The following is a 26,533-nucleotide window of genomic DNA, read 5'->3' on the forward strand; positions in this document are numbered from 1 at the left end:
GGCCGGGCGCCCCTTCGCGTTGCGGTGCAGCGGGATCAGATCTTGGTGCGGGAGGTGTTGTAGAGCTTGGCGGTGAGGTCGGCGGCGTCGTCCTGTGCCATCCCCTTGCCGGTCATGGACAGTGCCACGTCGACCCCGAGCACGGTGCCCACCGTGCTGTAGTCGGCCCAGACGCAGACCGGGACGGTGAACTCCTTGGGACCGTTGGCGGCGGTTCCGTCGCCTTTCTCGTTCAGCACCTTCATGTCCTGGCACTTCATGAGGGCGCCCTTGAAACCGGCTGGTGTGACGGCCTTGGGGCTGCCGACCATCTCGATATCCATTCCGGTGGCGCCCTTCTTGAAGTCAGCCTCCGCGTTGTTGAAGGCGTTGTTGATGACCTTCGCGGGATCGGTGACGTCACCCCAGTACCCGGAGAGCGTGAGGGACTTGGTTGCCGCGGGATTGTCCTTCCCCGACTGATAGGTGGCCCCGGCCTGCTGGGGGTCCTTGATCCCCAGGTCCCCCAACGTGGTCTTGTCCTTGCCGGTGACAGGCCCCGACTTCGCGCCGTCGCCCTTCTCGTACCCGTCCAGCGTCGCCGTCGGCGTCAGCTTGTACCCCTTCGTGGAGTCCGCCACATCGCTGTTGCTGGCGCCGCCGCCCGACGTCAGCGCGTACACGCCGCCGCCGATGACCGCCAGCGCCACTATGACGCCGCCGATGATCAGGCCCGTCTTCTTCTTCGGCTGGCCGCCGGCCGGGGGGAACGGGGGCTGCTGGCCGTAGGCCGGCTGGCCGCCGTACGGGGGAGTGGGGGGCTGCTGGCCGTAGGGGCCCGGCTGCTGGGCCTGCGGGTAGCCGTAGCCCGGCTGCTGGGGCTGCTGCTGCGGCGGGACGCCCTGGGGGGCCTGCTGCGGGTACCCGTAACCGGGCTGACCCTGCGGCTGGCCCTGCGGCGGCTGGCCGCCGTACGGGCCAGGCTGCTGGCCGTACGGCCCGGGCTGGCCCTGGGGCGGCTGCCCGCCGTACGGGCCCGGCTGGTTGAAGCTCATCTGCGATGTCCCCTGTTCGTGATGCTTACGCGTACCGAACATCCTGACGGAAGCCGCACGGCGGCGGTGCACCGGGAGGCACACCGTTACCGAACAAACGGGTTTCAGTGCATGCCCGTGACGGCCCTAAACTGTGGGCGTGACCGAGAACGCAGCGCAGCAGCCAGCCAGCAACCCCGAACTGCCGACCCAGTACGCGCCGGCCGAGGTAGAGGGGAAGCTGTATGAGCGCTGGGTAGAACGTGGTTACTTCGAGGCCGACGAGCACAGCGACAAGCCGCCGTACTCCGTCGTCATCCCGCCGCCCAACGTCACCGGCTCCCTGCACCTGGGCCACGCCTTCGAGCACACGCTGATCGACGCCCTCGTCCGCCGCAAGCGGATGCAGGGGTTCGAGGCGCTGTACCAGCCGGGCATGGACCACGCCGGCATCGCCACCCAGAACGTCGTCGAGCGCGAGCTCGCCAAGGAGGGCAAGTCCCGCCACGACCTGGGCCGTGACGCCTTCGTCGAGCGCGTCTGGAAGTGGAAGAACGAGTCCGGCGGCCAGATCTCCGGCCAGATGCGCCGCCTCGGCGAGGGCGTCGCCTGGTCCCGTGAGCGGTTCACCATGGACGAGGGCCTGTCCAAGGCCGTCCAGACCGTCTTCAAGCGGATGTACGACGACGGGCTGATCTACCGCGCCGAGCGCATCATCAACTGGTGTCCGCGCTGTCTCACGGCGATCTCCGACATCGAGGTCGAGTACCAGGAGGACGACGGCGAACTCGTCTCCATGGTCTACGGCGAGGGCGACGAGACCATCGTCGTCGCCACCACCCGCGCCGAGACGATGCTCGGCGACACCGCTGTCGCCGTCCACCCCGAGGACGAGCGCTACAAGCACCTGGTCGGCAAGCAGATCAAGCTGCCGCTGACCGACCGTACGATCCCGGTCGTCGCCGACCACCACGTCGACCCCGAGTTCGGTACCGGCGCCGTCAAGGTGACCCCGGCGCACGACCCGAACGACTTCGAGATCGGCAAGCGCCACGACCTGCCGTTCCTCACCGTCCTGGACGAGCGCGCCGTCATCACCGTCCCCGGCCCCTTCCAGGGCCTGGACCGGCTGGAGGCACGTTCCGCCATCGTCGCCGCCCTGCGCGCCGACGGCCGGATCGTCGCCGAGAAGCGACCGTACGTCCACTCCGTCGGGCACTGCTCGCGCTGCAAGACGACCATCGAGCCGCGCCTCTCCCTCCAGTGGTGGGTCAAGGTCGAACCGCTCGCCAAGGCGGCCGGTGACGCCGTCCGCGACGGCAAGGTCAAGATCCACCCGCAGGAGATGGAGAAGCGCTACTTCGACTGGGTCGACAACCTCCACGACTGGACGATCTCGCGCCAGCTCTGGTGGGGCCACCGCATCCCCGTCTGGTACGGCCCGAACGGCGAGGTCGTCTGCGTCGGACCGGACGACGAGGCCCCGACGGGCGAGGGCTGGACGCAGGACAGCGATGTCCTGGACACCTGGTTCTCCTCCGGCCTGTGGCCGTTCTCCACGCTCGGCTGGCCCGAACAGACCGACAGCCTCGCGAAGTTCTACCCGAACTCCGTCCTGGTCACCGGCTACGACATCCTCTTCTTCTGGGTCGCCCGGATGATGATGTTCGGCCTGTACGTCAACGACGGCGTCCCGCCCTTCGGAACGATCGTCCTGCACGGCATGGTCCGCGACGAGCACGGCAAGAAGATGTCGAAGTCCTTCGGCAACGTCGTCAACCCGCTGGACTGGATGGACAAGTACGGCTCCGACGCGCTCCGGTTCACCCTGGCGCGCGGCGCCAACCCCGGCACCGACGTCCCGATCGGCGAGGAGTGGGTCCAGGGTTCCGCCAAGTTCTCCAACAAGATCTGGAACGCCACCCGCTTCGCCCTGATGAACGGCGCCACGATCGAGGGCGAGCTGCCGGCCGCCGACGAGATGTCGGTGACCGACCGCTGGATCCTGTCCCGGCTCAACAAGACCGTCGCCGAAGTCGACGCGTACTACGACGACTTCCAGTTCTCCAAGCTCAGCGAGGCGCTGCGGCACTTCGCCTGGGACGAGGTCTTCGACTGGTACGTCGAGCTGTCCAAGACCACGTTCTTCGCCGGCGGCCGGCCGGCCGAGGTCTCGGGCCGGGTCCTGGGCGAGGTCCTCGACGTGATGCTGCGCCTCCTGCACCCGGTCGTCCCGTTCGTCACCGAGACGCTCTGGACCGCGCTCACCGGCCGTGAGTCCGTCGTCATCGCCGACTGGCCGGGGGACAGCGGCTTCCGTGACGACGCCGCCGAGAAGGAGATCGAGCTCGTCCAGCAGGTCGTCACCGAGGTCCGCCGGTTCCGTTCCGACCAGGGGCTGCAGCCCGGCCAGAAGGTCCCGGCCGAGCTCACCCTGACCGGTACGCCGCTCGCGCCGCACGAGGCGGCCATCCGCCAGCTGCTGCGTCTGCAGCCCGCCGGGGAAGGCTTCCACGCCACCGCGTCGCTGCCGGTCGCGGGCGCCAGGGTCGCGCTGGACCTGTCCGGCACGATCGACGTCGAGGCCGAGCGCAAGCGCCTGACGAAGGACCTGGAGGCGGCGCGGAAGGAGAAGGCGCAGGCCACCGGGAAGCTCGGCAACGAGGCGTTCCTCGCCAAGGCCCCGGACAACGTGGTCGACAAGATCCGTGGCCGGCTCACCAAGGCCGAGTCGGACATCGAGCGGATCGGCGCACAGCTGGCGACCCTGCCGCAGAGCTGACCCGCCCGGAACCGCACGGAGCCCCCGTATCCCTCGCGACGAGGGCGTGCGGGGGCTCCGTCGTATGCCGTCGCCGGGCGCTGCGCGCGATGTCCGTGCCGGTCCGTAGACTGGCCCTGTGAGTGAGCCCCGCCCTTCAGACCGGCACGACGCGTCCGATCCCGACGACACCTTCGCGGAGATCGTCGACGAAGAGACCCAGCGCGACCCCGACCTGGCGGTGATCGAGGCCGGGAGCCGCACGCTGCGCGCCGCCTCGGGGCCGCCCCAGAGCGACGAGGTCCCCGCCCGCCCCGCGGACCCGGAGGTGGACAAGGCGCTGCGCGCGGTCGAGCAGGAGCTCGCCGGGCGCTGGGGGGAGACGAAGCTGGAGCCGTCCGTGGCGCGCATCGCGGCGCTGATGGACGTGCTCGGAGATCCGCAGCGCGCGTACCCCTCGATCCACATCACCGGCACCAACGGCAAGACGAGCACCGCCCGCATGATCGAGGGGCTGCTCGGCGCCTTCGACCTGCGGACCGGCCGCTACACCTCGCCGCACGTCCAGTCGATCACCGAGCGGATCAGCCTGGACGGCGCCCCGATGGACCCCGAGCGGTTCGTCGAGACGTACCAGGACATCAAGCCGTACGTCGAGATGGTCGACGCCCAGCAGCCCTACCGGCTCTCCTTCTTCGAGGTGCTCACCGGCATGGCGTACGCGGCGTTCGCCGACGCGCCGGTCGATGTCGCCGTCGTCGAGGTCGGCATGGGCGGCAGCTGGGACGCGACCAACGTGATCGACTCCACGGTCGCGGTCGTCACCCCGATCTCCCTGGACCACACCGACCGGCTGGGCTCCACGCCCGGCGAGATCGCGGTGGAGAAGTCCGGGATCATCAAGCAGGGCGCGACGGTCATCCTGGCCCAGCAGCCGGTCGACGCCGCCCAGGTGATGCTGAAGAAGGCCGTCGCCGCAGATGCGACGGTGGCCCGCGAGGGCATGGAGTTCGGTGTCGTCTCGCGGGAGGTCGCGGTCGGCGGCCAGCTCCTGACGTTGCGTGGTCTCGGCGGCGAGTACGACAACATCTTCCTCCCGCTGTACGGCGCCCATCAGGCGCACAACGCCGTGGTGGCGCTCTGCGCGGTCGAGGCGTTCTTCGGCATCGGCGCGGAGCAGCCCGGATCGCTCGACGCCGACATCGTCCGCAAGGCCTTCGCCGCGGTGATCTCGCCCGGCCGCCTCGAAGTCGTCCGCTCCAGCCCGACCGTCGTACTGGACGCGGCGCACAACCCGGCCGGCGCCCGCGCCGCCGCCGAGGGGCTCTCCGAGGCGTTCGGCTTCTCCCGGCTGATCGGTGTGGTCGGTGCCAGCGGCGACAAGGATGTGCGGGGTCTCCTGGAGGCCTTCGAGCCGATCTTCGCCGAGGTCGTCATCACGCAGAACTCCAGCGGCCGTGCGATGGACGCCGACACCCTGGCCGGTGTCGCCGTCGAGGTCTTCGGCAACGAGCGGGTCCAGGTCGAACCGCGTCTCGATGACGCGCTGGAGGCGGCGATCACCCTCGCCGAGGAGGACGACGAGTACGCGGGCGCCGGGGTACTGGTGACCGGATCCGTGATCACGGTCGGCGAGGCCCGGCTGCTTCTGGGAAGGCGCTGACCCACGTGCGTACGCTCTGTGCATCGACCCTGATCGGCGAGTTCTTCGTGATCGGTTTCGCCGGACTCGTCGCGATGAAGTCCGACGACCTGTCGTCCGCGACGGTGTGGACGGTCTGCGGCGTCGGCATGCTGCTCTCCGTGCTGCTCTGCGGGGTGATCACCCGCCCGGGTGGCGTACAGCTCGGCTGGGCGCTCCAGATCGCGCTGGTCGCCAGTGGTTTCGTGGTGCCGATGATGTTCATCCTCGGTCTGGTCTTCGGCGGGCTGTGGTGGGCCTCGGTGCACTACGGCCGCAAGATCGACGAGGTGAAGGCCCGCTGGGCCGCGCAGCAGGGGGACACGGCCCCGGCCGGCGGCTGACCCGGCCGGCACGCCCGCGCCCCTCGGTGAAACCCGGCCGCCGGGCCGTCACCGGGCCCCTGTAATCTCGCCTCACCGCACCCGTATGCCTGCAAGGAGCCGCACATGACCCAGCGCACCCTCGTTCTTCTGAAGCCCGACGCCGTCCGTCGCGGTCTGGTCGGCGAGATCGTCGGCCGCATCGAGCGCAAGGCCGGCTGGAAGATCACCGCGCTGGAGCTGCGTTCCCTCGACCGGGCGACGCTGGAGCAGCACTACGCCGAGCACGTCGGCCGCCCGTTCTACGAGCCCCTGGTCGAGTTCATGCAGTCCGGGCCGATCGTCGCTCTGGTGGCCGAGGGGGAGCGTGTGATCGAGGGTGTCCGCGCCCTGGCCGGTCCGACCGACCCGATCGCCGCCGCGCCCGGATCGATCCGCGGTGACTTCGGCACGATCACCCGGGAGAACCTCATCCACGCCTCGGACTCGGAGGAGTCCGCAGAGCGAGAAATGAAGCTGTTCTTTCCGGGACTTTCCTGACCTTCGATCGGCCAAACAGCGCTCATGACCTGGGGCGACCGAAGTAATTCGGTCGCCCTTCGGCATAGGGTGACTGATCGCGGGAACGCATCCTCCCGACGTAACGTCACCATGAGTGGGACGGCCACCCGTTCTGCTCAACAAGGCGAAGGACCCTCGCGCTGTGTCGGTGTGTCCGGCACTACGATGGAAGCTTCCACGCCCGCAGCGCTCTTCTCGCCTACCAAAACAAGCCATCACCGCTTTCACTTGGGAAGGCCCGACGCATCCTCATGGGGAACAAGGGGAACTCAATGTCGTTCATCGGCCGTGACATGGCTATCGACCTCGGGACTGCCAACACGCTGGTGTACGTCAGGGGGCGCGGCATCGTTCTGAACGAGCCGTCCGTCGTGGCCATCAACACCAACACCGGCGGCATCCTGGCGGTCGGCGCCGAGGCCAAGAAGATGATCGGCCGTACACCGGGCAACATCGTTGCCGTACGGCCGCTGAAGGACGGCGTGATCGCCGACTTCGAGATCACGGAGCGGATGCTCCGCTACTTCATCCTCAAGATCCACAAGCGCCGCTACCTGGCCCGCCCGCGGGTCGTCGTCTGTGTGCCCTCCGGCATCACAGGGGTCGAGCGACGCGCCGTCATCGAGGCATCGACGCAGGCGGGCGCGCGTCAGGTGCACATCATCGAGGAGCCCATGGCGGCGGCCATCGGCTCCGGCCTGCCGGTCCACGAGGCCACCGGGAACATGGTCGTGGACATCGGTGGCGGCACCACCGAGGTCGCGGTCATCTCGCTCGGCGGGATCGTCACCGCCCAGTCCATCCGGGTCGCCGGTGACGAGCTGGACAACGCGATCATCCAGCACATCAAGAAGGAGTACTCGCTCCTCCTCGGTGAGCGCACCGCCGAACAGATCAAGATCACCATTGGTTCGGCGTTCGAGCTGGAGAAGGACGAGCACACCGAGATCCGGGGCCGCGACCTCGTCTCGGGCCTGCCCAAGACCGTGGTCATCTCCGCGACCGAGGTCCGCAAGGCGATCGAGGAGCCGGTCAACGCGATCGTCGACGCCGTCAAGACGACGCTCGACAAGTGCCCGCCGGAGCTCTCCGGCGACGTGATGGACCGGGGCATCGTCCTCACCGGCGGCGGCGCGCTGCTGCGCGGACTGGACGAGCGGCTCCGCCACGAGACGGGCATGCCGATCCACATCGCCGAGGACCCGCTGGACTCCGTCGCGCTCGGGTCCGGCAAGTGCGTCGAGGAGTTCGAGGCGCTCCAGCAGGTGCTGGACGCCCAGCCCCGACGGTAGGAACTCCATGACCCTCCGCGCGGACGCTGCCGCTCCGCGCGGAGGATCGTTGATATACAGGCACGAACATTCCTACGAGGAAGGCACGGCCGCCGCACGTGAGGGACACACGAGAGAGCCGGCTGCTCCTGGTGCTGCTGATCGCCATCGCATTCGCACTGATCACGGTGGACATCCGTGGCGGTGAGGAGTCGCCGGTGGACGGCGCCCGGCAGGCTGCCTCCACGGTCTTCGGACCGGTTGAGAACGGCGTCGCGGCAGCCGTCGACCCGGTGGGCAACGCCATAGGGGCGGTACGCGCCTCGGGCGACCGGCACGACAAGATCGCCGCACTGGAGCAGCAGAACGCCGCGCTGAAGACGAAGCTCGGCAGCGACGACCAGAACCGCAGCCGCGTCCGCGAGCTCGACAAGATGCTGAAGAAGTCGGCCGCCGGACAGTACGGCATCAAGGCCGCCGAGGTCATCGCCATAGGAGCGGCCCAGGGCTTCTCCTGGACGGTCACCATCGACGCGGGCTCCAAGGACGGTCTCAAGCGCGACATGACCGTCCTCAACGGTGACGGGCTCGTCGGCCGCGTCACCACCGTCGGCAAGAACACCGCGACGGTGCTCCTCGCCAACGACCCCGACTTCACCGTCGGCACCCGGATGGAGTCCACCGACGAACTCGGCTTCGCCACCGGCCAGGGCTCGCGCCCGCTTTCCGTCCAGTTCCTGAACGGAAAGGCCAAGGTGAAGAAGGGCGACCGGCTCGTCACCTTCGGATCCAGCAAGGACAAGCCGTTCGTGCCCGGCGTCCCGGTCGGCGAGGTCGTCCGCGTCGACCCGTCCGGCGGCGCCCTGACCCGCACGGTCTACGTCCGTCCGTACGTCGGCTTCACCAAGCTCGACATCGTCGGCATCGTCGTCCAGGCCCCGCGCGAGGACCCCCGCGACACGGTCCTGCCGAAGAAGCCGGCCAAGCCCGCGAAGCCGAAGCCCACCCCGACCGTCACCGTCACCATCTCGCCCAACGGCGACATCGTGGACACCAGCGGCAACGTCGTCGGGAACATCCACGAGAGCCCGAACCCCAGCGGCAGCCCGAACCCCAGCGGGAACGCCACACCCAACGCCGACAACGCGGTAAACGAACAGAGGTAGGGCTGATCCCCATGCGCGTCAACCGGATTCTGCTCTCCATCGTCCTGGTCGTGATCGCCCTCGTGGTCCAGGTCTCCGTACTCGCCAGGCTCCAGCTGCCCGGCGCCGTACCCGATCTGCTCCTCATGGTCGTCCTCGGACTGGCCTTCGTGTACGGGCACGTCAGCGGCGCCCTCATCGGCTTCGGCGCGGGCCTCCTCGCCGACCTGGCACCGCCGGCGGACCACGCGGCCGGACGGTACGCCCTGGTCCTCTGCGTCATCGGCTACCTCGCCGGACTGGCCAAGCCGGACAACGGCCAGCTCAAGTCGGCCGTCGCGCCGATGGCCGTGGTCGTCGCTTCGGCGGTCGGATCGACCCTGCTGTACGCGGGCGTCGGCGCCCTCGTCGGTGACACGGCCGCCCGCCATGTGGGCCTGGGCAGCCTGCTGTTCACCGCGGCCGTCTACGACCTGCTGCTCGCCCCGTTCACCGTGCCGCTGATCATGGCGATGGCCAGACGCACCGTGAACGACCCGCTCACCGAGTCCTCCTCCGGCGGCAAGGACGCCCCGGCGGGCTGGCTCGCCGCGGGCACCGGCCTGCGGATCGGAAACCAGCGCGGCGGACTGCGCGTCAAGGCCGCCCGTAACCGGGCAGCGCGCGCCGGACGGATCAAGGGAGTCAAGCGACTGTGACGCTGCATTTCCCGGGGGTCGCCCACCGGGCCCCCTGCCCGACCACGACCGGGGGCGCCCCGTGACCAACATCCCCGAGACGGGCCGGACCCAGCGGGTCCAGATCCGACTCGTCGTCATCCAGGTCCTCGTCTTCTCCCTGCTGCTGACGCTCGGCGGCCGCCTCTGGTACCTCCAGATCCGCAACGGCCAGGAGTACTCCGACGAGGCGAAGAACAACCACGTCCAGCAGGTCGTCCAGCCGGCCGCCCGCGGCTCCATCCTCGACGCCCGCGGCGTGCCCCTCGCCGACAACGAGACCCGCCTCGTCGTCTCCGCGAGCCGCACCGACCTGATGAAGATGCCGGACGACGGCAAGGGCGTCCTGACCCGCCTCGCGGACGTACTGGGCATGAAGCCCAAGGACGTCCTCGACAAGGTCCGGCTCTGCGACGCGAAGACCCCGCAGCCCTGCTGGAACGGTTCGCCCTACCAGCCGATCCCGGTCACCGACGAGGCCACCACCCAGCAGGCCCTCCAGATCCGCGAACGCGCCGAGGACTTCCCCGGCATCACGGCCGAGCCCACCGCCGTACGCCGCTACGCCGCACCCGGCAAGGCCAACACCGCCCAGGTCCTCGGCTACCTCTCGCCCGTCACCGACGACGAGATCACCAAGGCCCAGGACAGCGACTCGCCGTACCTGCGCTCCGACCAGGTCGGCCGCTCCGGCCTGGAGCGCACCTACGACAAGGAGCTGCGCGGCAAGGCGGGCGTCACCCGCTACGAGGTCGACAACCTCGGCCGGGTCATCGGCCAGGCGAAGAACGACGAGGCGGAGGCCGGCTCCAGCGTCGTCACCTCCATCGACGCCCGCGTCCAGGCGGTCGCCGAGTACGAGCTCAACCAGGCCATGAAGACGGCCCGTACCGAGTTCGACACCAACACCGGCGAGAACTACAAGGCCGACTCCGGTGCCGTCGTCGTCATGGAGGCCAAGACCGGCCGGGTCGTCTCCATGGCCTCACTGCCCAACTACGACCCGAACGCCTGGGTCGGCGGCATCTCCGCCAAGGACTACACCAAGCTCACGGGCAAGAACTCCAACTTCCCGCTGCTGAACCGGGCCATCCAGGGCCAGGCCGCCCCCGGCTCCATCTTCAAGGTCATCTCCTCGACCGCCGCGGTCAACGCCGGGTACCCCTTCGACGGCAACTACCCCTGCCCCAGCTCGTACTCCATCGGCGGCCAGACCTTCAAGAACTTCGAGTCCCAGGGCTACGGCGACATCACCATCGGCCGCGCCCTCGAAGTCTCCTGCGACACCGTCTACTACGGCATCGCGCACAAGGAGTGGCAGAAGGACGGCGGGAACAACCCGAAGAAGAAGCCCAGCGACTGGTTCTACAAGACCGCCCACCAGTTCGGCCTCGGCAAGGAGACCGGCATCGACCTCCCCAACGAGGTCAGCGGCCGCGTCCCGGACCGCGAGTGGAAGAAGAACTTCGCCAAGGCCAACCACGACGCCTGGTGCAAGCAGGGCAAGAAGGACGGCACGTACGTGCAGAAGATCGCCTACGAGAACTGCCTCGAAGGCGACAAGATGCGCGCCGGTGACTCGGTCAACTACTCCATCGGACAGGGCGACACCCTCGTCACCCCGATACAGATGGCGACGATCTACGCGGCCATCTCCAACGGCGGAACGCTCTACGACCCCACGGTCGGAAAGGCGATCGTCAGCGGCGACGGCAAGACGGTCCAGGAGATCAAGCCCAAGTCACACGGCAAGCTGCCCTTCACCCAGAAGACGCGCAACGAGATCGACGGAGCCCTCGCCGGTGTCGCGACCCGAGGCTCCGCCGCCTGGCGATTCGGCGGCTGGCCGCAGGACAAGATCCCGATGCACGCCAAGACGGGTACCGCCGAGGTCTACGGCAAGCAGACGACCTCCTGGTTCGCCACGTACACCAAGGACTACACGGTCGTCATGACGATCTCCCAGGGCGGTACGGGCTCCGGCGCCTCCGGACCCGCCGTGCGCAACATCTACAACGCGATCTACGGCCTCGACGCCTCGGGCAAGCAGGATCTGAAGAAGGCCCTGCTGCCGACGCCGCAGAAGTCCCTGCCGAAGATCCAGCAGGACGGCTCCATCGACACCCCGAAGATCAAGCCGTACGACCCGAACGCGGGCAAGGCGCCTGCCGAGCAGACGCTCGCCGCGATCCTGGGAAGGCGCGACTGATGGCCGGCTTCTCCGTCCAGCGCTACGCCCCCCAACGCACGGCCTGGGGGCGGTTCACCGCCCGCGACTCGGTGGTGCGCCGGCTCGACTGGCCGCTGCTCGGCTCGGCCATCGCGCTCTCCTTCATCGGCTCGATGCTGGTCTACTCGGCGACCAGGGGACGGGACTCGCTCACCCACGGCGACCCGTACTACTTCCTCTTCCGGCACGCCCTCAACACCGGCATCGGCATCGCCCTGATGATCGGCACGATCTGGCTCGGCCACCGCACCCTGCGCGGCGCGGTGCCGATCCTGTACGGCCTGTCCGTACTCCTCGTGATGGCGGTCCTCACCCCCCTCGGCGCCACCGTCAACGGCGCCCACGCCTGGATCCTCCTGCCCGGCGGCTTCTCCCTCCAGCCCTCCGAGTTCACCAAGATCACGATCATCCTCGGCATGGCGATGCTGCTCGCCGCCCGCGTCGACGCGGGCGACCAGCAGCACCCCGACCACCGGACCGTCGCCAAGGCCCTCGGCCTGGCCGCGCTCCCGATGGCGGTCGTCATGGGAATGCCGGACCTCGGCTCCGTGATGGTCATGGTCGTCATCGTGCTCGGCGTGCTGCTGGCCTCCGGCGCCTCGAACCGCTGGATCTTCGGCATCCTCGGCGCGGGCGCCGCCGGAGCCGTCGCCATCTGGCAGCTCGGTCTGCTCGACGACTACCAGATCGCCCGGTTCGCCGCCTTCGCCAACCCGGCTCTGGACCCCGCCGGCGTCGGCTACAACACCAACCAGGCCCGCATCGCGATCGGCTCCGGCGGCCTCTCCGGCACCGGCCTCTTCCAGGGCACCCAGACGACCGGCCAGTTCGTCCCCGAGCAGCAGACCGACTTCGTCTTCACCGTCGCGGGCGAGGAACTCGGCTTCCTCGGAGCCGGACTGATCCTCGTCCTGCTCGGCATCGTCCTCTGGCGCGCCTGCCGCATCGCCCGGGAGACCACCGAGCTGTACGGCACGATCGTCGCCGCCGGAATCATCGCCTGGTTCGCCTTCCAGGCCTTCGAGAACATCGGCATGACGCTCGGCATCATGCCGGTCGCCGGGCTGCCGCTGCCGTTCGTCTCGTACGGAGGGTCCTCGATGTTCGCCACCTGGGTGGCCATCGGACTGCTCCAGTCGATCAGGGTGCAGCGGCCCATAACTGCCTGAAAACGCCCGTGCCCGGACGCCCGCGTCCCGGCCGGGATCCGGTCGGCGCGGGAACGCCGGCCGTCGCGGTACGCTGGATGGTCATCCTTGCCGGCTCTCGAAAGTTCGCGATGTCTGTCGATTCGGTCTTCCCACAGCTCGAAGCTCTGCTCCCGCATGTGCAGAAGCCCATCCAGTACGTCGGCGGTGAGCTGAACTCCACCGTCAAGCCGTGGGACGAGTGCGACGTCCGCTGGGCCCTCATGTATCCGGACGCCTACGAGGTCGGACTCCCCAACCAGGGCGTCATGATCCTTTACGAGGTGCTCAACGAGCGCCAGGGCGTCCTCGCCGAACGCACCTACAGCGTCTGGCCGGACCTCGAGGAGCTGATGCGCGAGCACAAGGTGCCGCAGTTCACGGTGGACGGACACCGCCCGGTCAAGGCGTTCGACGTCTTCGGGCTGAGCTTCTCCACCGAGCTCGGCTACACCAACATGCTCACCGCACTGGACCTGGCCGGAATCCCGCTGGCCGCCGAGGACCGCGGCATCGACGACCCGATCGTGCTGGCGGGCGGCCACGCCGCGTTCAACCCCGAGCCGATCGCCGAGTTCATCGACTGCGCGGTCATCGGTGACGGCGAGCAGGCCGTGCTGGAGATCACCGAGATCATCCGCGCCTGGAAGGCCGAGGGCCGCCCCGGTGGCCGCGAGGAGGTGCTCTTCCGCCTCGCGAAGACCGGTGGCGTCTACGTCCCCGGTTTCTACGACGTCGAGTACCTCCCGGACGGCCGCATCGGCCGCGTCGTGCCCAACAAGTCGGGCGTGCCGTGGCGGGTGTCCAAGCACACCGTGATGGACCTCGACGAGTGGCCCTACCCCAAGCAGCCCCTTGTCCCGCTCGCCGAGACGGTCCACGAGCGGATGTCCGTGGAGATCTTCCGCGGCTGCACCCGCGGCTGCCGTTTCTGCCAGGCCGGCATGATCACGCGCCCCGTGCGGGAGCGAAGCATCACCGGTATCGGCGACATGGTGGAGAAGGGCCTCAAGGCGACCGGCTTCGAGGAGGTCGGCCTGCTGTCGCTCTCCTCCGCCGACCACACCGAGATCGGCGACATCGCCAAGGGCCTCGCCGACCGCTACACGGACGACAAGATCGGGCTCTCGCTGCCCTCCACCCGCGTCGACGCGTTCAACGTGGACCTGGCCAACGAGCTGACCCGCAACGGCCGCCGCTCCGGTCTCACCTTCGCCCCCGAGGGCGGCTCCGAGCGCATGCGCAAGGTCATCAACAAGATGGTCTCGGAGGAGGACCTGATCCGGACCGTCGCCACCGCGTACGGCAACGGCTGGCGCCAGGTGAAGCTGTACTTCATGTGCGGTCTGCCCACCGAGACCGACGAGGACGTCCTGCAGATCGGTGACATGGCGGTCAACGTCATCGCCAAGGGCCGCGAGGTCTCCGGGCAGAACGACATCCGCTGCACCGTCTCCATCGGCGGCTTCGTACCCAAGCCGCACACCCCGTTCCAGTGGGCCCCGCAGCTCGGCGTCGAGGAGACCGACGCCCGGCTGACCAAGCTCCGGGACAAGATCCGCGGCGACAAGAAGTACGGCCGCTCGATCGGCTTCCGCTACCACGACGGCAAGCCCGGCATCATCGAGGGCCTGCTCTCCCGCGGCGACCGCCGCGTCGGCTCCGTGATCCGCGCCGTCTACGAGGCCGGCGGCCGCTTCGACGGATGGCGCGAGCACTTCAGCTACGACCTGTGGATGAAGAGCGCCGAGAAGACGCTGCCCGACTTCGGCGTGGACGTCGACTGGTACACCACCCGGGAGCGGACGTACGAGGAGGTCCTGCCCTGGGACCACCTGGACTCCGGCCTCGACAAGGACTGGCTCTGGGAGGACTGGCAGGACTCGCTCGACGAGACCGAGGTCGAGGACTGCCGCTGGACCCCGTGCTTCGACTGCGGTGTGTGCCCGCAGCTCGACCTCGACATCCAGATCGGCCCGACGGGCAAGAAGCTCCTCCCGCTCACCGTCGTGAAGTGACGTGGTGAAGCGGCGTCGTGAAGCGGCGTGCGGTGTGACGCCGTGACATGACACCGCCCGGCTCCTGCCGGGTGACAGCTCCATGACGAAGGCCCGGCCGGGGAAACCCCCGGCCGGGCCTTCGCGTCATGGAGTGCATGGACCACGGAAAGCACCAGGCGCCCGCGCGGTACGAGAGCGGTGAGGGCTGTCTGACCACCCTCGTCAGGATTCCGGTGCGGATCGTGGTCCTCGTACTCGTCCTCCCGGTCCGGATGGTGTGGGACGCCCTCGCCGTCTGCGCCCGCGCCGCCCACCGGACCCTGCTCCGGCCGCTGGGGCACGCTCTCGCCCGGCTGTTCCAGGTCCTCGTGGCAGCCCCGGCCCGGTGGCTGTGGACGTGGGTGCTCACCCCGCTCGGACACGGGCTGCGGTGGCTGGCCGCCGCGGTGCTCGTATGGCCGTGGGTCGCACTCTGGCGGTACGTGGTGGTGCCCGTGGTGCGGTACGGGATCGTGGCCCCGCTCATCCGGCTGTACACGCTCGTCCTCACCCCGCTCGGACACGGGCTGGAATGGGCGTACCGGGCGCTGCTGGCCCCCGCCGGACGCGGTGTCCGCAAGGCGGTCGGACGGGTGCTCACCGTTCTGCTCGTCGTGCCGGCCCGGTGGACGTACCACGAACTGCTCACCCCGCTCGGGCACGGCACCGCCTGGCTGGCCGGTCTGCTGGCCAGGGGTGTCGCCTTCGGCTTCCGGGGGCTGTGGGCCGGTCTCCGCCTGCTCGTCGTGGCGCTCCTCGTCACTCCGCTCGTCCGGCTGTACCGGCGGGTGCTGCGCCCGGTGGGCCGGGAGGTCGCCGCCGCGTTCGTCGTCGCCTGGCGCGTCGCCGGATTCGTCTCGCGGGCCGTCGGCCGGGCCCTGGCATGGCTGGTCCGCCATCTGATCGCGGCACCGGTGGTCCGGGTCTACCGCACGGTGTGCACCCCGGTGGGACATTTCGTGCGCGACGCCGTGCTGGCCCCCGCCAGGCGTGCGGCCCTCGCGGCGGGACGCACCGGCCGGGAGGCGATGCGTACAGCCCGCGAAACCGTCCGACAGGCCCGTCGCGACGCCTGGCGGGCACTGGTCGGCGGCGGGCCGGCGGCCGAGCCCCGGGAACCGGAGAGGGCTGTTGCGCGTACTCTGGGTGCTAGGCAACAAGCAACGACTGTGCCCAGCGCGGCGCCCGAACCAGAGATCTCCCTGCACGGCGGGAAAACCGTCCAGCAGGGGTGAGCCGGAGCGGGCACCCGGGGCCACCCCGTACTTCGTGGGCGGTGCGCCACCGCGTCCGCCCCGCACCGAGGAGAAGAACCACTGGGCAAGCGACAGCCCGAAGGCCCGCCGCCCGCACCGGCAGTGCAGCGCATCCGACTGCGCTACACCAAGCGCGGCCGCCTCCGGTTCACCAGTCACCGTGACTTCCAGCGTGCCTTCGAGCGGGCGTTGCGCCGCTCCGAGGTGCCCATGGCCTACTCGGCGGGTTTCACCCCGCACCCCAAGGTCTCCTACGCCAATGCCGCACCCACCGGCACGGGCAGCGAGGCCGAGTTCCTGGAGATCGCCCTCACCGAGGCGCGGGACCCGGATGTTCTGCGCGAGCTGCTCAACAGCTCGCTGCCGGACGGCCTCGACATCACCGATGCCGTGGAGGCCCACACCTCGGGCCTGGCCGACCGGCTGACCGCCTCCATCTGGGAGATGCGGCTCGACGGGGTCTCCGTCGAGGAGGCCGAGAAGGCCGTGGCCGCGTTCAACGGGGCCGAGACCGTCGAGGTACAGCGCCGCACGAAGAACGGCGTGCGCAGCTTCGACGCCCGGTCCGCCGTGGTGGATCTGCAGGCCCTTGATCATCAGTCTGATAGGCCCGGGGTCAAGGCCTGTGCGATACTGCGGCTGGTTGTTCGGCACGTGACACCTGCCGTACGGCCTGACGACGTCTTGTCCGGTCTCCGCGTTGTGGCCGACCTGGCGCCGCCTGTCCCCGCTGCGGTGACCAGGCTGGCGCAGGGGCTCTTCGACGAGGAGTCCGGCACGGTGACCGACCCGCTCGCGCCTGACCGCGAGGCAGCTCCGGCCGCTACACCCACGGCCGCCGGGACCGCCGTCGCGACGGCGCCGGAAGGTGCAGGTTCCGCGTAAGGCGGTCGTTGTAGCGCAGCCCTCGGACTCGGGAGCCACCTGGGCCGGGCCGCGCGCAGACCCATAAGACTTTCGCCAGGCCGTACGCACACCGTGTACGGAACCGGCGAGCCAGACATTCAGCCCCCGTGCGGCGCCCGCGCCCCGGACGGCGGTACCGCGTACACCACGCGGACCATGCCGGACCGGAATCAGACGCGGCGCCCGGGAGCGCGACGGGAGAACCGCCCGCATGCTCGAGCCCACCGAACCCGGCACGACCGGGAACGCAGAAGACAACAACACCCCCGGGGACAAGCTGCCGCCGCGCCGCAGGCGCCGCGCGGCATCCCGCCCGGCCGGCCCGCCGTCGGGCGCGCAGGGCGCGACCGAAGCGCCGGCCATACCGGCCGTTGACGCCGGAGAGTCGGACACCACCCCCGAGAACACCACCGAGGCCGCACCGCCCGCCCGTCCGCGGCGCCGGGCGGTCCGCAAGGCCACCGCTCCTGCGGGTGCTCCGCAGGCTGCCGAGGCCGCTGAGGTCGTGGAGCCGGTTGTGGCTGCCGCGCCTGTTGAGCCGGTCGAGGACGAGGCCGTGGCTGAGCCGGTCGTCGAGGCGCCGCGTCGTCGTCGTGCCTCCCGCAAGGCCACCGCTCCGGCGGGTGCCCCGCAGGCCGCCGAGGCCGTCGAGATCGTCGAGGAGACCGCGGCGGCGGAGAGCCCCGAGCCCGCCGCTGCCGAGCCCGCCGCCGAGGCGCCGCGCGGCCGTACCCGGCGCAGGGCTTCCGCCCCGGCCGGTGCCCCGCAGGCCGTTCGCACCGAGAGCGCCGAGCCCGTCGTGGCCGCCGAGCCCGCGGAGGTCGCCCCGGCGGCCGAGCCGGCCGAGACCACCGAGCAGCCGCGCGGCCGTCGCCGCGCCTCCCGCAAGGCCACCGCCCCCGAGGGCGCCCCGCAGGCCGCCGAGGCCACCGAGGACCGCACCGAGACCCAGACCGGCGAGAGCCTCCCCGAGGCCGCCGTGGAGGAACTGGCAGCCGAGACCGCCGAGGTCGAGGAGGCCGCCCCGCGCGGCCGTCAGCGCCGCCGGGCCACCGCTGCGGCGGGCCGTCCCGAGTTCACCGGCAAGGTCGAGGAGCCCGCGCGCCGGAGCCGTCGGGCCGAGCGCCCCGCCGTGGCCGTGTTCCAGGCCCCGGTCTTCGCCGAGCCGATGTTCCAGACCCCGGAGACGGCAGCCGCGGCAGCCGCCGCCCAGCCGCCCGCCCCGGCCGCCGATGAGCCCGAGGACGAGATCACGACGGCCGAGGAGCAGACCCCGGCCGCCGAGGCCCCGGCGCCCGCCGAGACGGCCCCGCAGGGTGGTTCGCGCCGCCGTCGCCGCCGTCGCGGTGAGTCCGCCGATGCCGAGCCCGCAGCCGCTCCCGCCCCGGCGGCCGCCGCGGTGGAGGAGCAGGCCGAGGACGAGCCCTCGAACGAGAACGACAACGAGCACGACGGCGATGACAACGACGAGTACGGCGACCGGCCCTCGCGCCGCCGCCGTCGCGGTGGCCGCCGCCGTCGCCGCGGTGAGTCCGCCGAGGACGAGAACGCCGAGCAGCACCACGACGACGCGGACGCCTCCGACAGCTCCGACGACGAGCCCGAGCGTGCCCACGAGTCCGAGGACGAGGGCGACGACGAGCACGACGACAACGACTCCGGTGCGTCCGGGTCGAGCAGCAGCCGGCGCCGGCGCCGTCGCCGCCGTCGCAGTGGTGACTCCTCGTCCGACGGCGAGAACGGCACGGACGACCCCGAGCGCACCGTCGTCAAGGTCCGCGAGCCGCGGAAGAAGGAAGCCGAGCGCGAGCCCGGCACCGGCTTCGACGAGGTCCAGTCCATCAAGGGCTCGACCCGTATGGAGGCCAAGAAGCAGCGCCGCCGCGAGGGCCGCGAGCAGGGCCGCCGCCGCGTCCCGATCATCACCGAGGCGGAGTTCCTGGCCCGCCGCGAGGCCGTCGAGCGCGTCATGGTCGTCCGCCAGAACGGCGAGCGCACCCAGATCGGCGTCCTCGAGGACAACGTGCTCGTCGAGCACTACGTCAACAAGGAGCAGGCCACCAGCTACGTCGGCAACGTCTACCTGGGCAAGGTCCAGAACGTCCTGCCGTCCATGGAGGCCGCCTTCGTCGACATCGGCAAGGGCCGCAACGCCGTCCTGTACGCCGGTGAGGTCAACTTCGAGGCGCTCGGCATGGCCCACGGGCCGCGCCGCATCGAGACCGCGCTCAAGTCCGGCCAGTCCGTCCTCGTCCAGGTGACGAAGGACCCGATCGGTCACAAGGGCGCCCGCCTGACCAGCCAGGTCTCGCTGCCCGGCCGCTACCTCGTCTACGTGCCCGAGGGCTCGATGACCGGGATCAGCCGCAAGCTGCCCGACACCGAGCGCGCCCGGCTCAAGACCATCCTCAAGAAGATCGTCCCCGAGGACGCGGGCGTCATCGTGCGCACCGCCGCGGAGGGTGCCAGCGAGGACGAGCTGCGCCGCGACGTCGAGCGGCTCCAGCAGCAGTGGGAGGACATCCAGAAGAAGTCGAAGAGCAGCGGCAGCTCCAACGCGCCGACCCTGCTCTACGGCGAGCCGGACATGACCGTCCGGGTCGTCCGCGACATCTTCAACGAGGACTTCTCCAAGGTCATCGTCAGCGGCAACGAGGCGTGGGACACCATCCACGGCTACGTCTCGCACGTGGCGCCGGACCTGACGGACCGGCTGTCGCGGTGGACCTCCGAGGTCGACATCTTCGCGACGTACCGGATCGACGAGCAGCTCATGAAGGCGCTGGACCGCAAGGTCTATCTGCCGAGCGGCGGCTCGCTGGTGATCGACAAGACCGAGGCGATGGTCGTCGTCGACGTCAACACCGGCAAGTTCACCGGTCAGGGCGGCAACCTCGAGGAGACCGTCACCAAGAACAACCTGGAGGCGGCCGAGGAGATCGTGCGCCAGCTGCGGCTGCGCGACCTCGGCGGCATCGTCGTCGTCGACTTCATCGACATGGTGCTGGAGTCCAACCGGGACCTGGTGCTGCGGCGTCTGCTGGAGTGCCTGGGACGCGACCGTACGAAGCACCAGGTCGCCGAGGTCACCTCGCTCGGCCTGGTCCAGATGACCCGTAAGCGGGTCGGCCAGGGTCTGCTGGAGTCCTTCTCCGAGACCTGCGTCCACTGCAACGGGCGCGGCGTGATCGTGCACATGGAGCAGCCCACCTCGGCGGGCGGCGGCGGTGGCAACGGCAAGCGGGCCAAGAAGCGCCGCGGCGGTTCGGGTCAGGACCACGAGCAGGACCACGGTCACGAGCACGAGCACGAGCAGGACCACGAGTCCGAGACCGAGGCGGAGGTCGCGGCCGAGGTCGCAGCCCCGGTGGCGCTCCCCGAGCCGGAGTTCGTCGCGGACGAGGAGCTGTACAGCAGCCCGGCCGAGGCGGAGGCGGCAGCCGGTCGCGGCCGTGGCCGCCGCCGGGCGACGCGCAAGGCGACGGCCCCGGCCGGTGCCCCGAAGTCGGCGTCCGCGCCGGCTCCGGCGGCCGAACCGGTCGCGGAGCCGGAGCCGGTCGTGGAGCCCGAGCCCACCCCGGAGCCGGCCGCCGAGACCCCGGCAGCCGAGGCGCCCCAGGGCCGTACCCGTCGCCGGGCGACACGCAAGGCGACCGCTCCGGCGGGCTCCCCGGCCCCGGCCGAGCAGGTTCCGGCCGAGCCGGTGCCCGCGGCCGCGGAGGAGCCGGTGTCCGACGCGGACCCGGTCGCCGCGGAGGACCCGGTCGTCGAGGCCCCGCACGCGGAGGCCCCGGCCGAGGAGCCGGCCGCACCGCCGCGTGCCCGGCGCCGGGCGACCCGTAAGGCCACCGCGCCCGCCGGTTCCCCGGCCGGTACGGACGAGGCCGAGGTCGTCGTGGTGACGGCCCCCGCCGATTCCGAGTCCGCGGCGGCGTCCGACGCCGAGCCCGAGGCCGCACCGGCCAAGAAGGCGGCCCGCAAGACCGCCAAGAAGGCCACCGCCAAGAAGGCCGCCACCACGAAGACGGCAGCCAAGAAGACCGCCGCGAAGAAGACGACGGCCAAGAAGGCGTCGGCGAAGAAGACGGTGGCGGCGGAGCAGGAGTCGCCGTCCGCCGTCACGGCTTCGGCCGACGAGGCCTGACAAGCCCCGTAACCGTGCGCGGATACGCAGCCGGACCGGTTCCGTCACAGGAGCCGGGCCGGCTGCGTACTGCCGCCCCGGCCGGCCCGCAACCTTCCCAGTGGACACGGAAGTCTGAGCACATGCGCAAGATCCAGAAGGCCGTCATACCGGCCGCCGGGCTCGGTACCCGGTTCCTGCCGGCGACGAAGGCGACTCCCAAGGAGATGCTGCCGGTGGTCGACAAGCCCGCGATCCAGTACGTCGTGGAGGAGGCCGCAGCGGCGGGGCTGAGCGACGTGCTGATGATCACGGGGCGCAACAAGCGTGCCCTGGAGGACCACTTCGACCGGAACTACGAGCTGGAGACGGCGCTCACCCGCAAGGGCGACGACGAACGGCTGGTGCGGGTCCAGGAGTCCAGCGATCTGGCGACCATGCACTACGTCCGCCAGGGCGACCCCCGAGGCCTCGGCCACGCCGTGCTGTGCGCGGAGCCGCACGTCGGAGACGAGCCGTTCGCGGTGCTGCTCGGCGACGACCTGATCGATCCGCGCGACCCGCTGCTGGCCCGGATGACCGAGATCCAGGAGCGCGAGGGCGGCAGCGTCGTCGCGCTGATGGAGGTCGCGCCCGAACAGGTCCACCTGTACGGGTGCGCCGCGGTGGAAGCCACCCCGGAGAGCGATGTCGTCCGGGTCACCGGACTGGTCGAGAAGCCGGACCCCGCCGACGCGCCCAGCAACCTCGCCGTCATCGGACGGTACGTCCTGGACCCCGCCGTCTTCGGTGTGCTGCACAGGACGGAGCCGGGACGGGGCGGCGAGATCCAGCTGACGGACGCGCTCCAGCAACTGGCCGTCGACGAGGAGCTGGGCGGCCCGGTGCACGGCGTCGTCTTCCGCGGCCGCCGCTACGACACCGGGGACCGCGGCGACTACCTGCGGGCCATCGTCAGACTCGCCTGCGAGCGCGAGGACCTGGGCCCCGACTTCCGTACCTGGCTGCGCGGTTACGTAGCGGCCGAGCTCTGAGCCGGCCCGCCCGCACGGCACCCGGACCCACCCGAGACACACGCACCAAGGACCAAGGAGAACCCTCATGATCGGCATGATTCTGGCGGCCGGCGCCGGCCGCCGTCTGCGCCCCTACACCGACACGCTTCCCAAGGCCCTGGTGCCCGTCGGCCCCGAGGGCGACGAGGAGAGCCTGACCGTCGTCGACCTGACGCTGGGCAACTTCGCCGAGGTCGGGCTGACCGACGTCGCGATCATCGTGGGCTACCGCAAGGAGGCCCTGTACGAGCGCAAGGCGGCCCTGGAGGCGAAGTACGGCGTCACCCTCACGCTGATCGACAACGACAAGGCCGAGGAGTGGAACAACGCCTACTCCCTCTGGTGCGGCCGTGACGCGCTCAAGGACGGCGTGATCCTCGCCAACGGCGACACCGTTCACCCGGTCTCCGTCGAGAAGACGCTGCTCGCCGCCCGCGGTGACGGCAAGAAGATCATCCTCGCCCTCGACACGGTGAAGCAGCTCGCCGACGAGGAGATGAAGGTCGTCGCCGACCCCGAGAAGGGTGTCCGGCGGATCACCAAGCTGATGGACCCGGCCGACGCCACCGGTGAGTACATCGGTGTCACCCTCATCGAGGGCGAGGCGGCCGAGGAGCTCGCCGACGCGCTGAGGACCACCTTCGAGCGCGACCCGGACCTGTACTACGAGGACGGCTACCAGGAGCTCGTCAACCGCGGCTTCAAGGTCGACGTGGAGCCGATCGGCGACGTGAACTGGGTCGAGATCGACAACCACGAGGACCTGGCCAAGGGCAGGAAGATCGCGTGCCAGTACTGACCCGGCTGATCCCGGCGCCGGTCGTCGTCGACATCCGGGCGGGTGCGCTGGCCGACCTGGCAGGGGTCCTCGCCGACCAGCGCATCTCCGGCTCGGGGAAGCTGGCGGTCGCGATAAGCGGGGGTTCCGGCCGGGCCCTGCGGGAGCGGCTGTCGGACAGCCTGCCCGGTGCCTCCTGGTTCGAGGTCGGCGGCGGCACGCTGAACGACGCCGTCAAGCTGGCCGAGGCCATGAAGTCCGGGCGGTACGACGCCGTGGTCGGCCTCGGCGGCGGCAAGATCATCGACTGTGCGAAGTTCGCCGCTGCGCGCATCGGGCTGCCCCTGGTCGCCGTCGCGACGAACCTGTCCCACGACGGCCTGTGCTCACCGGTGGCCACGCTGGACAACGACGCGGGCCGCGGCTCGTACGGGGTGCCGAACCCGATCGCCGTCGTCATCGACCTCGACATCATCCGGGAGGCCCCGGTCCGCTTCGTGCGGTCCGGGATCGGGGACGCGCTCTCCAACATCTCCGCCGTCGCGGACTGGGAGCTCGCCCACCGGGTCAACGGCGAGGACATCGACGGGCTGGCCGCGGCGATGGCCCGGCAGGCCGGCGAGGCCGTGCTGCGCCACCCCGGGGAGCTGGGCGACGACAGCTTCCTCCAGGTGCTGGCTGAGGGGCTGGTACTCACCGGTATCTCGATGTCGGTCGCCGGCGACAGCCGGCCCGCCTCCGGCGCCTGCCACGAGATCAACCACGCCTTCGACCTGCTCTTCCCCAAGCGGGCGGCCAGCCACGGCGAGCAGTGCGGCCTGGGGGCGGCGTTCGCGATGCACCTGCGCGGCGCCCGTCAGGAGTCCGTGCGGATGACCGAGACGCTGCGGCGCCACGGGCTTCCCGTCACCGCGCAGGAGATCGGATTCACCGTGGACGAGTTCGTCTCGGTGGTCGAGTTCGCACCCCGGACCAGGCCGGGCCGGTACACCGTCCTGGAACACCTGAACCTGTCCGCCGACGGGATCAGGGACGCCTACGCCGACTACGTCACAGCCGCCGGGGCCTGAATCCGGGGCCCGGTTTGACCGGGCTGTCCCGGGCCCCGTAATCTTGACCGTCGGCGTTTGTTTCGCCACACCTCTGAGCACTGACCTCCCGCTCGTACGGGAGAGGCCGCTCGTCCAATCCGGATCATCACGGGTCCCCGGACCCGTGTGAGCGGCTGGCTTCAGAGGTTTCCGCTTCGAGTGAGAGTGAGATCCGCGTGTACGCCATCGTGCGCAGCGGTGGTCGCCAGCACAAGGTTGCTGTCGGCGACATCGTTGAGGTTGACAAGATTCCCACCGCCAGTGTTGGCGACACGGTAGAGCTCTCTACCCTGCTCGTTGTCGACGGCGACGCCGTGACCAGCGACCCGTGGGTGCTTGACGGCATCAAGGTCCAGGCCGAGATCGTGGACCACCACAAGGGCGCGAAGATCGACATCCTTCGCTACAAGAACAAGACCGGCTACCGCCGTCGCCAGGGTCACCGCCAGCAGTACACGGCGATCAAGGTCACCGGTATCCCCGCGGCTGCGAAGTAAGGGACTGAGGAGACATGGCACATAAGAAGGGCGCATCGTCCACTCGGAACGGGCGCGATTCCAATGCTCAGCGGCTCGGCGTGAAGCGCTTCGGCGGTCAGGCCGTCAACGCCGGTGAGATCCTGGTCCGCCAGCGCGGCACCCACTTCCACCCGGGCACGGGCGTCGGCCGTGGCGGCGACGACACGCTGTTCGCCCTCGCCGCCGGTGCGGTCGAGTTCGGCACGCACCGTGGCCGCAAGGTCGTGAACATCGTTCCGATCGCCGGCTGAATCCTCGGCGCTCGTAGAGCGGTTTGACGTGGAGGCGGACCTCACTTCCTGTACCGGGAAGTGGGTCCGCCTTTCGCGTGTTGCTCCTACAGGGGCATGAGCGAGACATTTCTGCATGTATGTAACTGGAGGTTCCAACCATGACCACCTTCGTGGACCGCGTCGAGCTGCATGCCGCCGCGGGTAACGGGGGCCACGGCTGCGCCTCCGTTCACCGTGAGAAGTTCAAGCCGCTCGGTGGCCCGGACGGCGGCAACGGCGGGCGTGGCGGCGATGTCACCCTGATCGTCGACCAGGCCGTCACCACGCTCCTGGACTACCACCACCACCCCCACCGCAAGGCCACCAACGGCCAGCCCGGCGCGGGCGACAACCGCACCGGCAAGGAGGGCCAGGACCTGATCCTGCCCGTGCCGGACGGCACCGTCGTGCTCGACAAGGACGGCAACGTGCTCGCCGACCTGGTCGGCCAGGGCACCATGTTCGTCGCCGGCCAGGGCGGCCGCGGCGGCCTCGGCAACGGCGCGCTGGCCTCCGCCCGGCGCAAGGCCCCCGGCTTCGCGCTGCTCGGCGAGCCCGGTGAGAGCCGGGACATCGTCCTGGAGCTGAAGACCGTCGCCGACGTGGCCCTCGTGGGCTACCCGAGCGCCGGGAAGTCCTCGCTGATCTCGGTCCTGTCGGCCGCCAAGCCGAAGATCGCCGACTACCCGTTCACCACCCTGGTCCCGAACCTGGGTGTCGTCACCGCGGGCAGCACCGTCTACACCATCGCCGACGTCCCGGGCCTGATCCCGGGCGCCAGCCAGGGCAAGGGCCTCGGCCTGGAGTTCCTGCGCCACGTCGAGCGCTGCTCGGTGCTCGTGCACGTACTGGACACCGCGACGCTGGAGTCCGACCGCGACCCCGTCTCCGACCTCGACATGATCGAGGAGGAGCTGAAGCTGTACGGCGGCCTGGACGACCGGCCCCGCATCGTCGTCCTCAACAAGATCGACATCCCGGACGGCCAGGACCTCGCGGACATGATCCGCCCGGACCTGGAGGCCCGCGGCTACCGCGTCTTCGAGGTGTCGGCCGTGGCCCGCACCGGCCTGAAGGAGCTCTCCTTCGCGCTGGCCGGTGTCATCGCCGAGGCGCGTGCGGCCAAGCCGGTGGAGGAGGCGACCCGTATCGTCATCCGGCCCAAGGCCGTGGACGACGCCGGCTTCACCGTGGTGCTCGAGGACGACGGCATCTACCGGGTGCGCGGCGAGAAGCCCGAGCGCTGGGTGCGCCAGACCGACTTCAACAACGACGAGGCCGTCGGCTACCTGGCGGACCGGCTGAACCGGCTCGGTGTCGAGGACGCGCTCCGCAAGGCCGGCGCCCGCGCCGGTGACGGCGTGGCCATCGGTGCCGAGGACAACGCCGTCGTCTTCGACTGGGAGCCGACGGTGTCGGCCGGTGCGGAGATGCTCGGCCGCCGCGGTGAGGACCACCGCCTCGAGGAGCCGCGCCCGGCCGCCCAGCGCCGCCGCGACCGCGAGGACGAGCGCGACGAAGTCAGCAAGGAGTACCAGGAGTTCGACCCGTTCGCGTAACGCGCGGGTATGACTCCGCCGGTCCCGGTTCCCTTGGGGGAGCCGGGA

At 70.3% G+C, this 26,533-nt stretch carries 20 protein-coding genes; 19 read left to right on the top strand and 1 reads right to left on the bottom strand.

The genetic code is table 11. The annotated features are described in order from the left end of the window. Window positions 1–35 precede the first annotated feature (35 nt). Complete coding sequence (locus ACFVJX_RS09030) at window positions 36–1,034, bottom strand: hypothetical protein (protein ID WP_384127972.1); 999 nt, start codon at window positions 1,032–1,034, stop codon at window positions 36–38. 139 nt (window positions 1,035–1,173) lie between these two features. Here ACFVJX_RS09030 and ACFVJX_RS09035 point away from each other — a divergent pair, with 139 nt between their 5' ends. The 19 genes from ACFVJX_RS09035 (at window position 1,174) to obgE (ending at window position 26,485) form a co-directional block, all read left to right on the top strand. Beyond that, window positions 1,174–3,795 (top strand): valine--tRNA ligase, encoded by a 2,622-nt coding sequence (locus tag ACFVJX_RS09035; RefSeq protein ID WP_384127973.1) that lies wholly within the window; start codon window positions 1,174–1,176, stop codon window positions 3,793–3,795. Between the two features lie 118 nt (window positions 3,796–3,913). Further along, window positions 3,914–5,437, top strand: coding sequence for a bifunctional folylpolyglutamate synthase/dihydrofolate synthase (locus tag ACFVJX_RS09040; protein WP_384127974.1), 1,524 nt, complete (start codon window positions 3,914–3,916; stop codon window positions 5,435–5,437). Window positions 5,438–5,442: 5 nt separating this feature from the next. Next, window positions 5,443–5,799, top strand: coding sequence for a DUF4233 domain-containing protein (locus tag ACFVJX_RS09045; protein WP_384127976.1), 357 nt, complete (start codon window positions 5,443–5,445; stop codon window positions 5,797–5,799). A gap of 105 nt (window positions 5,800–5,904) precedes the next feature. After that, complete coding sequence (ndk, locus tag ACFVJX_RS09050; RefSeq protein ID WP_384127978.1) at window positions 5,905–6,318, top strand: nucleoside-diphosphate kinase; 414 nt, start codon at window positions 5,905–5,907, stop codon at window positions 6,316–6,318. A 293-nt stretch (window positions 6,319–6,611) separates the two neighbouring features. Next, on the top strand, window positions 6,612–7,631 hold the full coding sequence (locus ACFVJX_RS09055) for a rod shape-determining protein (protein WP_024492993.1): 1,020 nt from the start codon (window positions 6,612–6,614) through the stop codon (window positions 7,629–7,631). Window positions 7,632–7,729: 98 nt separating this feature from the next. Further along, entirely contained in the window at window positions 7,730–8,776 is a 1,047-nt protein-coding gene (mreC, locus tag ACFVJX_RS09060; protein WP_384127980.1) for a rod shape-determining protein MreC, read from the top strand. A gap of 11 nt (window positions 8,777–8,787) precedes the next feature. Continuing rightward, window positions 8,788–9,453, top strand: coding sequence for a rod shape-determining protein MreD (mreD, locus tag ACFVJX_RS09065; RefSeq protein ID WP_384127982.1), 666 nt, complete (start codon window positions 8,788–8,790; stop codon window positions 9,451–9,453). Between the two features lie 61 nt (window positions 9,454–9,514). Beyond that, complete coding sequence (mrdA, locus tag ACFVJX_RS09070) at window positions 9,515–11,680, top strand: penicillin-binding protein 2 (RefSeq protein WP_384127984.1); 2,166 nt, start codon at window positions 9,515–9,517, stop codon at window positions 11,678–11,680. Continuing rightward, the gene (rodA, locus tag ACFVJX_RS09075) at window positions 11,680–12,870 is read left to right on the top strand and encodes a rod shape-determining protein RodA (RefSeq protein WP_384127986.1); all 1,191 of its coding nucleotides are present in this window, start codon (window positions 11,680–11,682) and stop codon (window positions 12,868–12,870) included. The genes mrdA and rodA overlap by 1 nt, the downstream gene beginning before the upstream one ends. Window positions 12,871–12,980: 110 nt before the next feature. Next, on the top strand, window positions 12,981–14,906 hold the full coding sequence (locus ACFVJX_RS09080; protein WP_384127987.1) for a TIGR03960 family B12-binding radical SAM protein: 1,926 nt from the start codon (window positions 12,981–12,983) through the stop codon (window positions 14,904–14,906). Between the two features lie 137 nt (window positions 14,907–15,043). Further along, window positions 15,044–16,162: a hypothetical protein gene (locus ACFVJX_RS09085; protein ID WP_384127989.1), complete on the top strand. Its 1,119-nt coding sequence runs from the start codon at window positions 15,044–15,046 to the stop codon at window positions 16,160–16,162. A 123-nt stretch (window positions 16,163–16,285) separates the two neighbouring features. Then, window positions 16,286–17,068: a TIGR03936 family radical SAM-associated protein gene (locus tag ACFVJX_RS09090; protein ID WP_384127990.1), complete on the top strand. Its 783-nt coding sequence runs from the start codon at window positions 16,286–16,288 to the stop codon at window positions 17,066–17,068. A 232-nt stretch (window positions 17,069–17,300) separates the two neighbouring features. Continuing rightward, window positions 17,301–21,233 (top strand): Rne/Rng family ribonuclease, encoded by a 3,933-nt coding sequence (locus tag ACFVJX_RS09095; protein ID WP_384127991.1) that lies wholly within the window; start codon window positions 17,301–17,303, stop codon window positions 21,231–21,233. 122 nt (window positions 21,234–21,355) lie between these two features. Beyond that, entirely contained in the window at window positions 21,356–22,246 is an 891-nt protein-coding gene (gene galU / locus ACFVJX_RS09100) for a UTP--glucose-1-phosphate uridylyltransferase GalU (RefSeq protein WP_384127992.1), read from the top strand. Between the two features lie 67 nt (window positions 22,247–22,313). Further along, window positions 22,314–23,066: a sugar phosphate nucleotidyltransferase gene (locus tag ACFVJX_RS09105; protein ID WP_384127993.1), complete on the top strand. Its 753-nt coding sequence runs from the start codon at window positions 22,314–22,316 to the stop codon at window positions 23,064–23,066. Continuing rightward, complete coding sequence (locus tag ACFVJX_RS09110) at window positions 23,054–24,115, top strand: iron-containing alcohol dehydrogenase family protein (RefSeq protein WP_384127995.1); 1,062 nt, start codon at window positions 23,054–23,056, stop codon at window positions 24,113–24,115. The genes ACFVJX_RS09105 and ACFVJX_RS09110 overlap by 13 nt, the downstream gene beginning before the upstream one ends. A gap of 197 nt (window positions 24,116–24,312) precedes the next feature. After that, complete coding sequence (rplU, locus tag ACFVJX_RS09115) at window positions 24,313–24,633, top strand: 50S ribosomal protein L21 (protein ID WP_024494442.1); 321 nt, start codon at window positions 24,313–24,315, stop codon at window positions 24,631–24,633. Between the two features lie 14 nt (window positions 24,634–24,647). Further along, window positions 24,648–24,905 (top strand): 50S ribosomal protein L27, encoded by a 258-nt coding sequence (gene rpmA, locus ACFVJX_RS09120; RefSeq protein WP_018103204.1) that lies wholly within the window; start codon window positions 24,648–24,650, stop codon window positions 24,903–24,905. 140 nt (window positions 24,906–25,045) lie between these two features. After that, entirely contained in the window at window positions 25,046–26,485 is a 1,440-nt protein-coding gene (obgE, locus tag ACFVJX_RS09125; protein ID WP_384127996.1) for a GTPase ObgE, read from the top strand. Window positions 26,486–26,533: the final 48 nt, after the last annotated feature.

The sequence above is a fragment of the Streptomyces sp. NPDC127177 genome (assembly GCF_042672475.1).
Taxonomy (GTDB): domain Bacteria; phylum Actinomycetota; class Actinomycetes; order Streptomycetales; family Streptomycetaceae; genus Streptomyces.

Excerpts from the sequence above, each read along its gene's own strand:
- rodA (WP_384127986.1), top strand. The coding sequence starts at position 11,680 with ATGGCCGGCTTCTCCGTCCAGCGCTACGCCCCCCAACGCACGGCCTGG.
- ACFVJX_RS09080 (WP_384127987.1), top strand. The coding sequence starts at position 12,981 with ATGTCTGTCGATTCGGTCTTCCCACAGCTCGAAGCTCTGCTCCCGCAT.
- ACFVJX_RS09055 (WP_024492993.1), top strand. The coding sequence starts at position 6,612 with ATGTCGTTCATCGGCCGTGACATGGCTATCGACCTCGGGACTGCCAAC.
- ndk (WP_384127978.1), top strand. The coding sequence starts at position 5,905 with ATGACCCAGCGCACCCTCGTTCTTCTGAAGCCCGACGCCGTCCGTCGC.
- obgE (WP_384127996.1), top strand. The coding sequence starts at position 25,046 with ATGACCACCTTCGTGGACCGCGTCGAGCTGCATGCCGCCGCGGGTAAC.
- ACFVJX_RS09105 (WP_384127993.1), top strand. The coding sequence starts at position 22,314 with ATGATCGGCATGATTCTGGCGGCCGGCGCCGGCCGCCGTCTGCGCCCC.
- ACFVJX_RS09085 (WP_384127989.1), top strand. The coding sequence starts at position 15,044 with ATGGACCACGGAAAGCACCAGGCGCCCGCGCGGTACGAGAGCGGTGAG.
- rpmA (WP_018103204.1), top strand. The coding sequence starts at position 24,648 with ATGGCACATAAGAAGGGCGCATCGTCCACTCGGAACGGGCGCGATTCC.
- ACFVJX_RS09030 (WP_384127972.1), bottom strand. The coding sequence starts at position 1,034 with ATGAGCTTCAACCAGCCGGGCCCGTACGGCGGGCAGCCGCCCCAGGGC.
- mreD (WP_384127982.1), top strand. The coding sequence starts at position 8,788 with ATGCGCGTCAACCGGATTCTGCTCTCCATCGTCCTGGTCGTGATCGCC.
- galU (WP_384127992.1), top strand. The coding sequence starts at position 21,356 with ATGCGCAAGATCCAGAAGGCCGTCATACCGGCCGCCGGGCTCGGTACC.
- ACFVJX_RS09095 (WP_384127991.1), top strand. The coding sequence starts at position 17,301 with ATGCTCGAGCCCACCGAACCCGGCACGACCGGGAACGCAGAAGACAAC.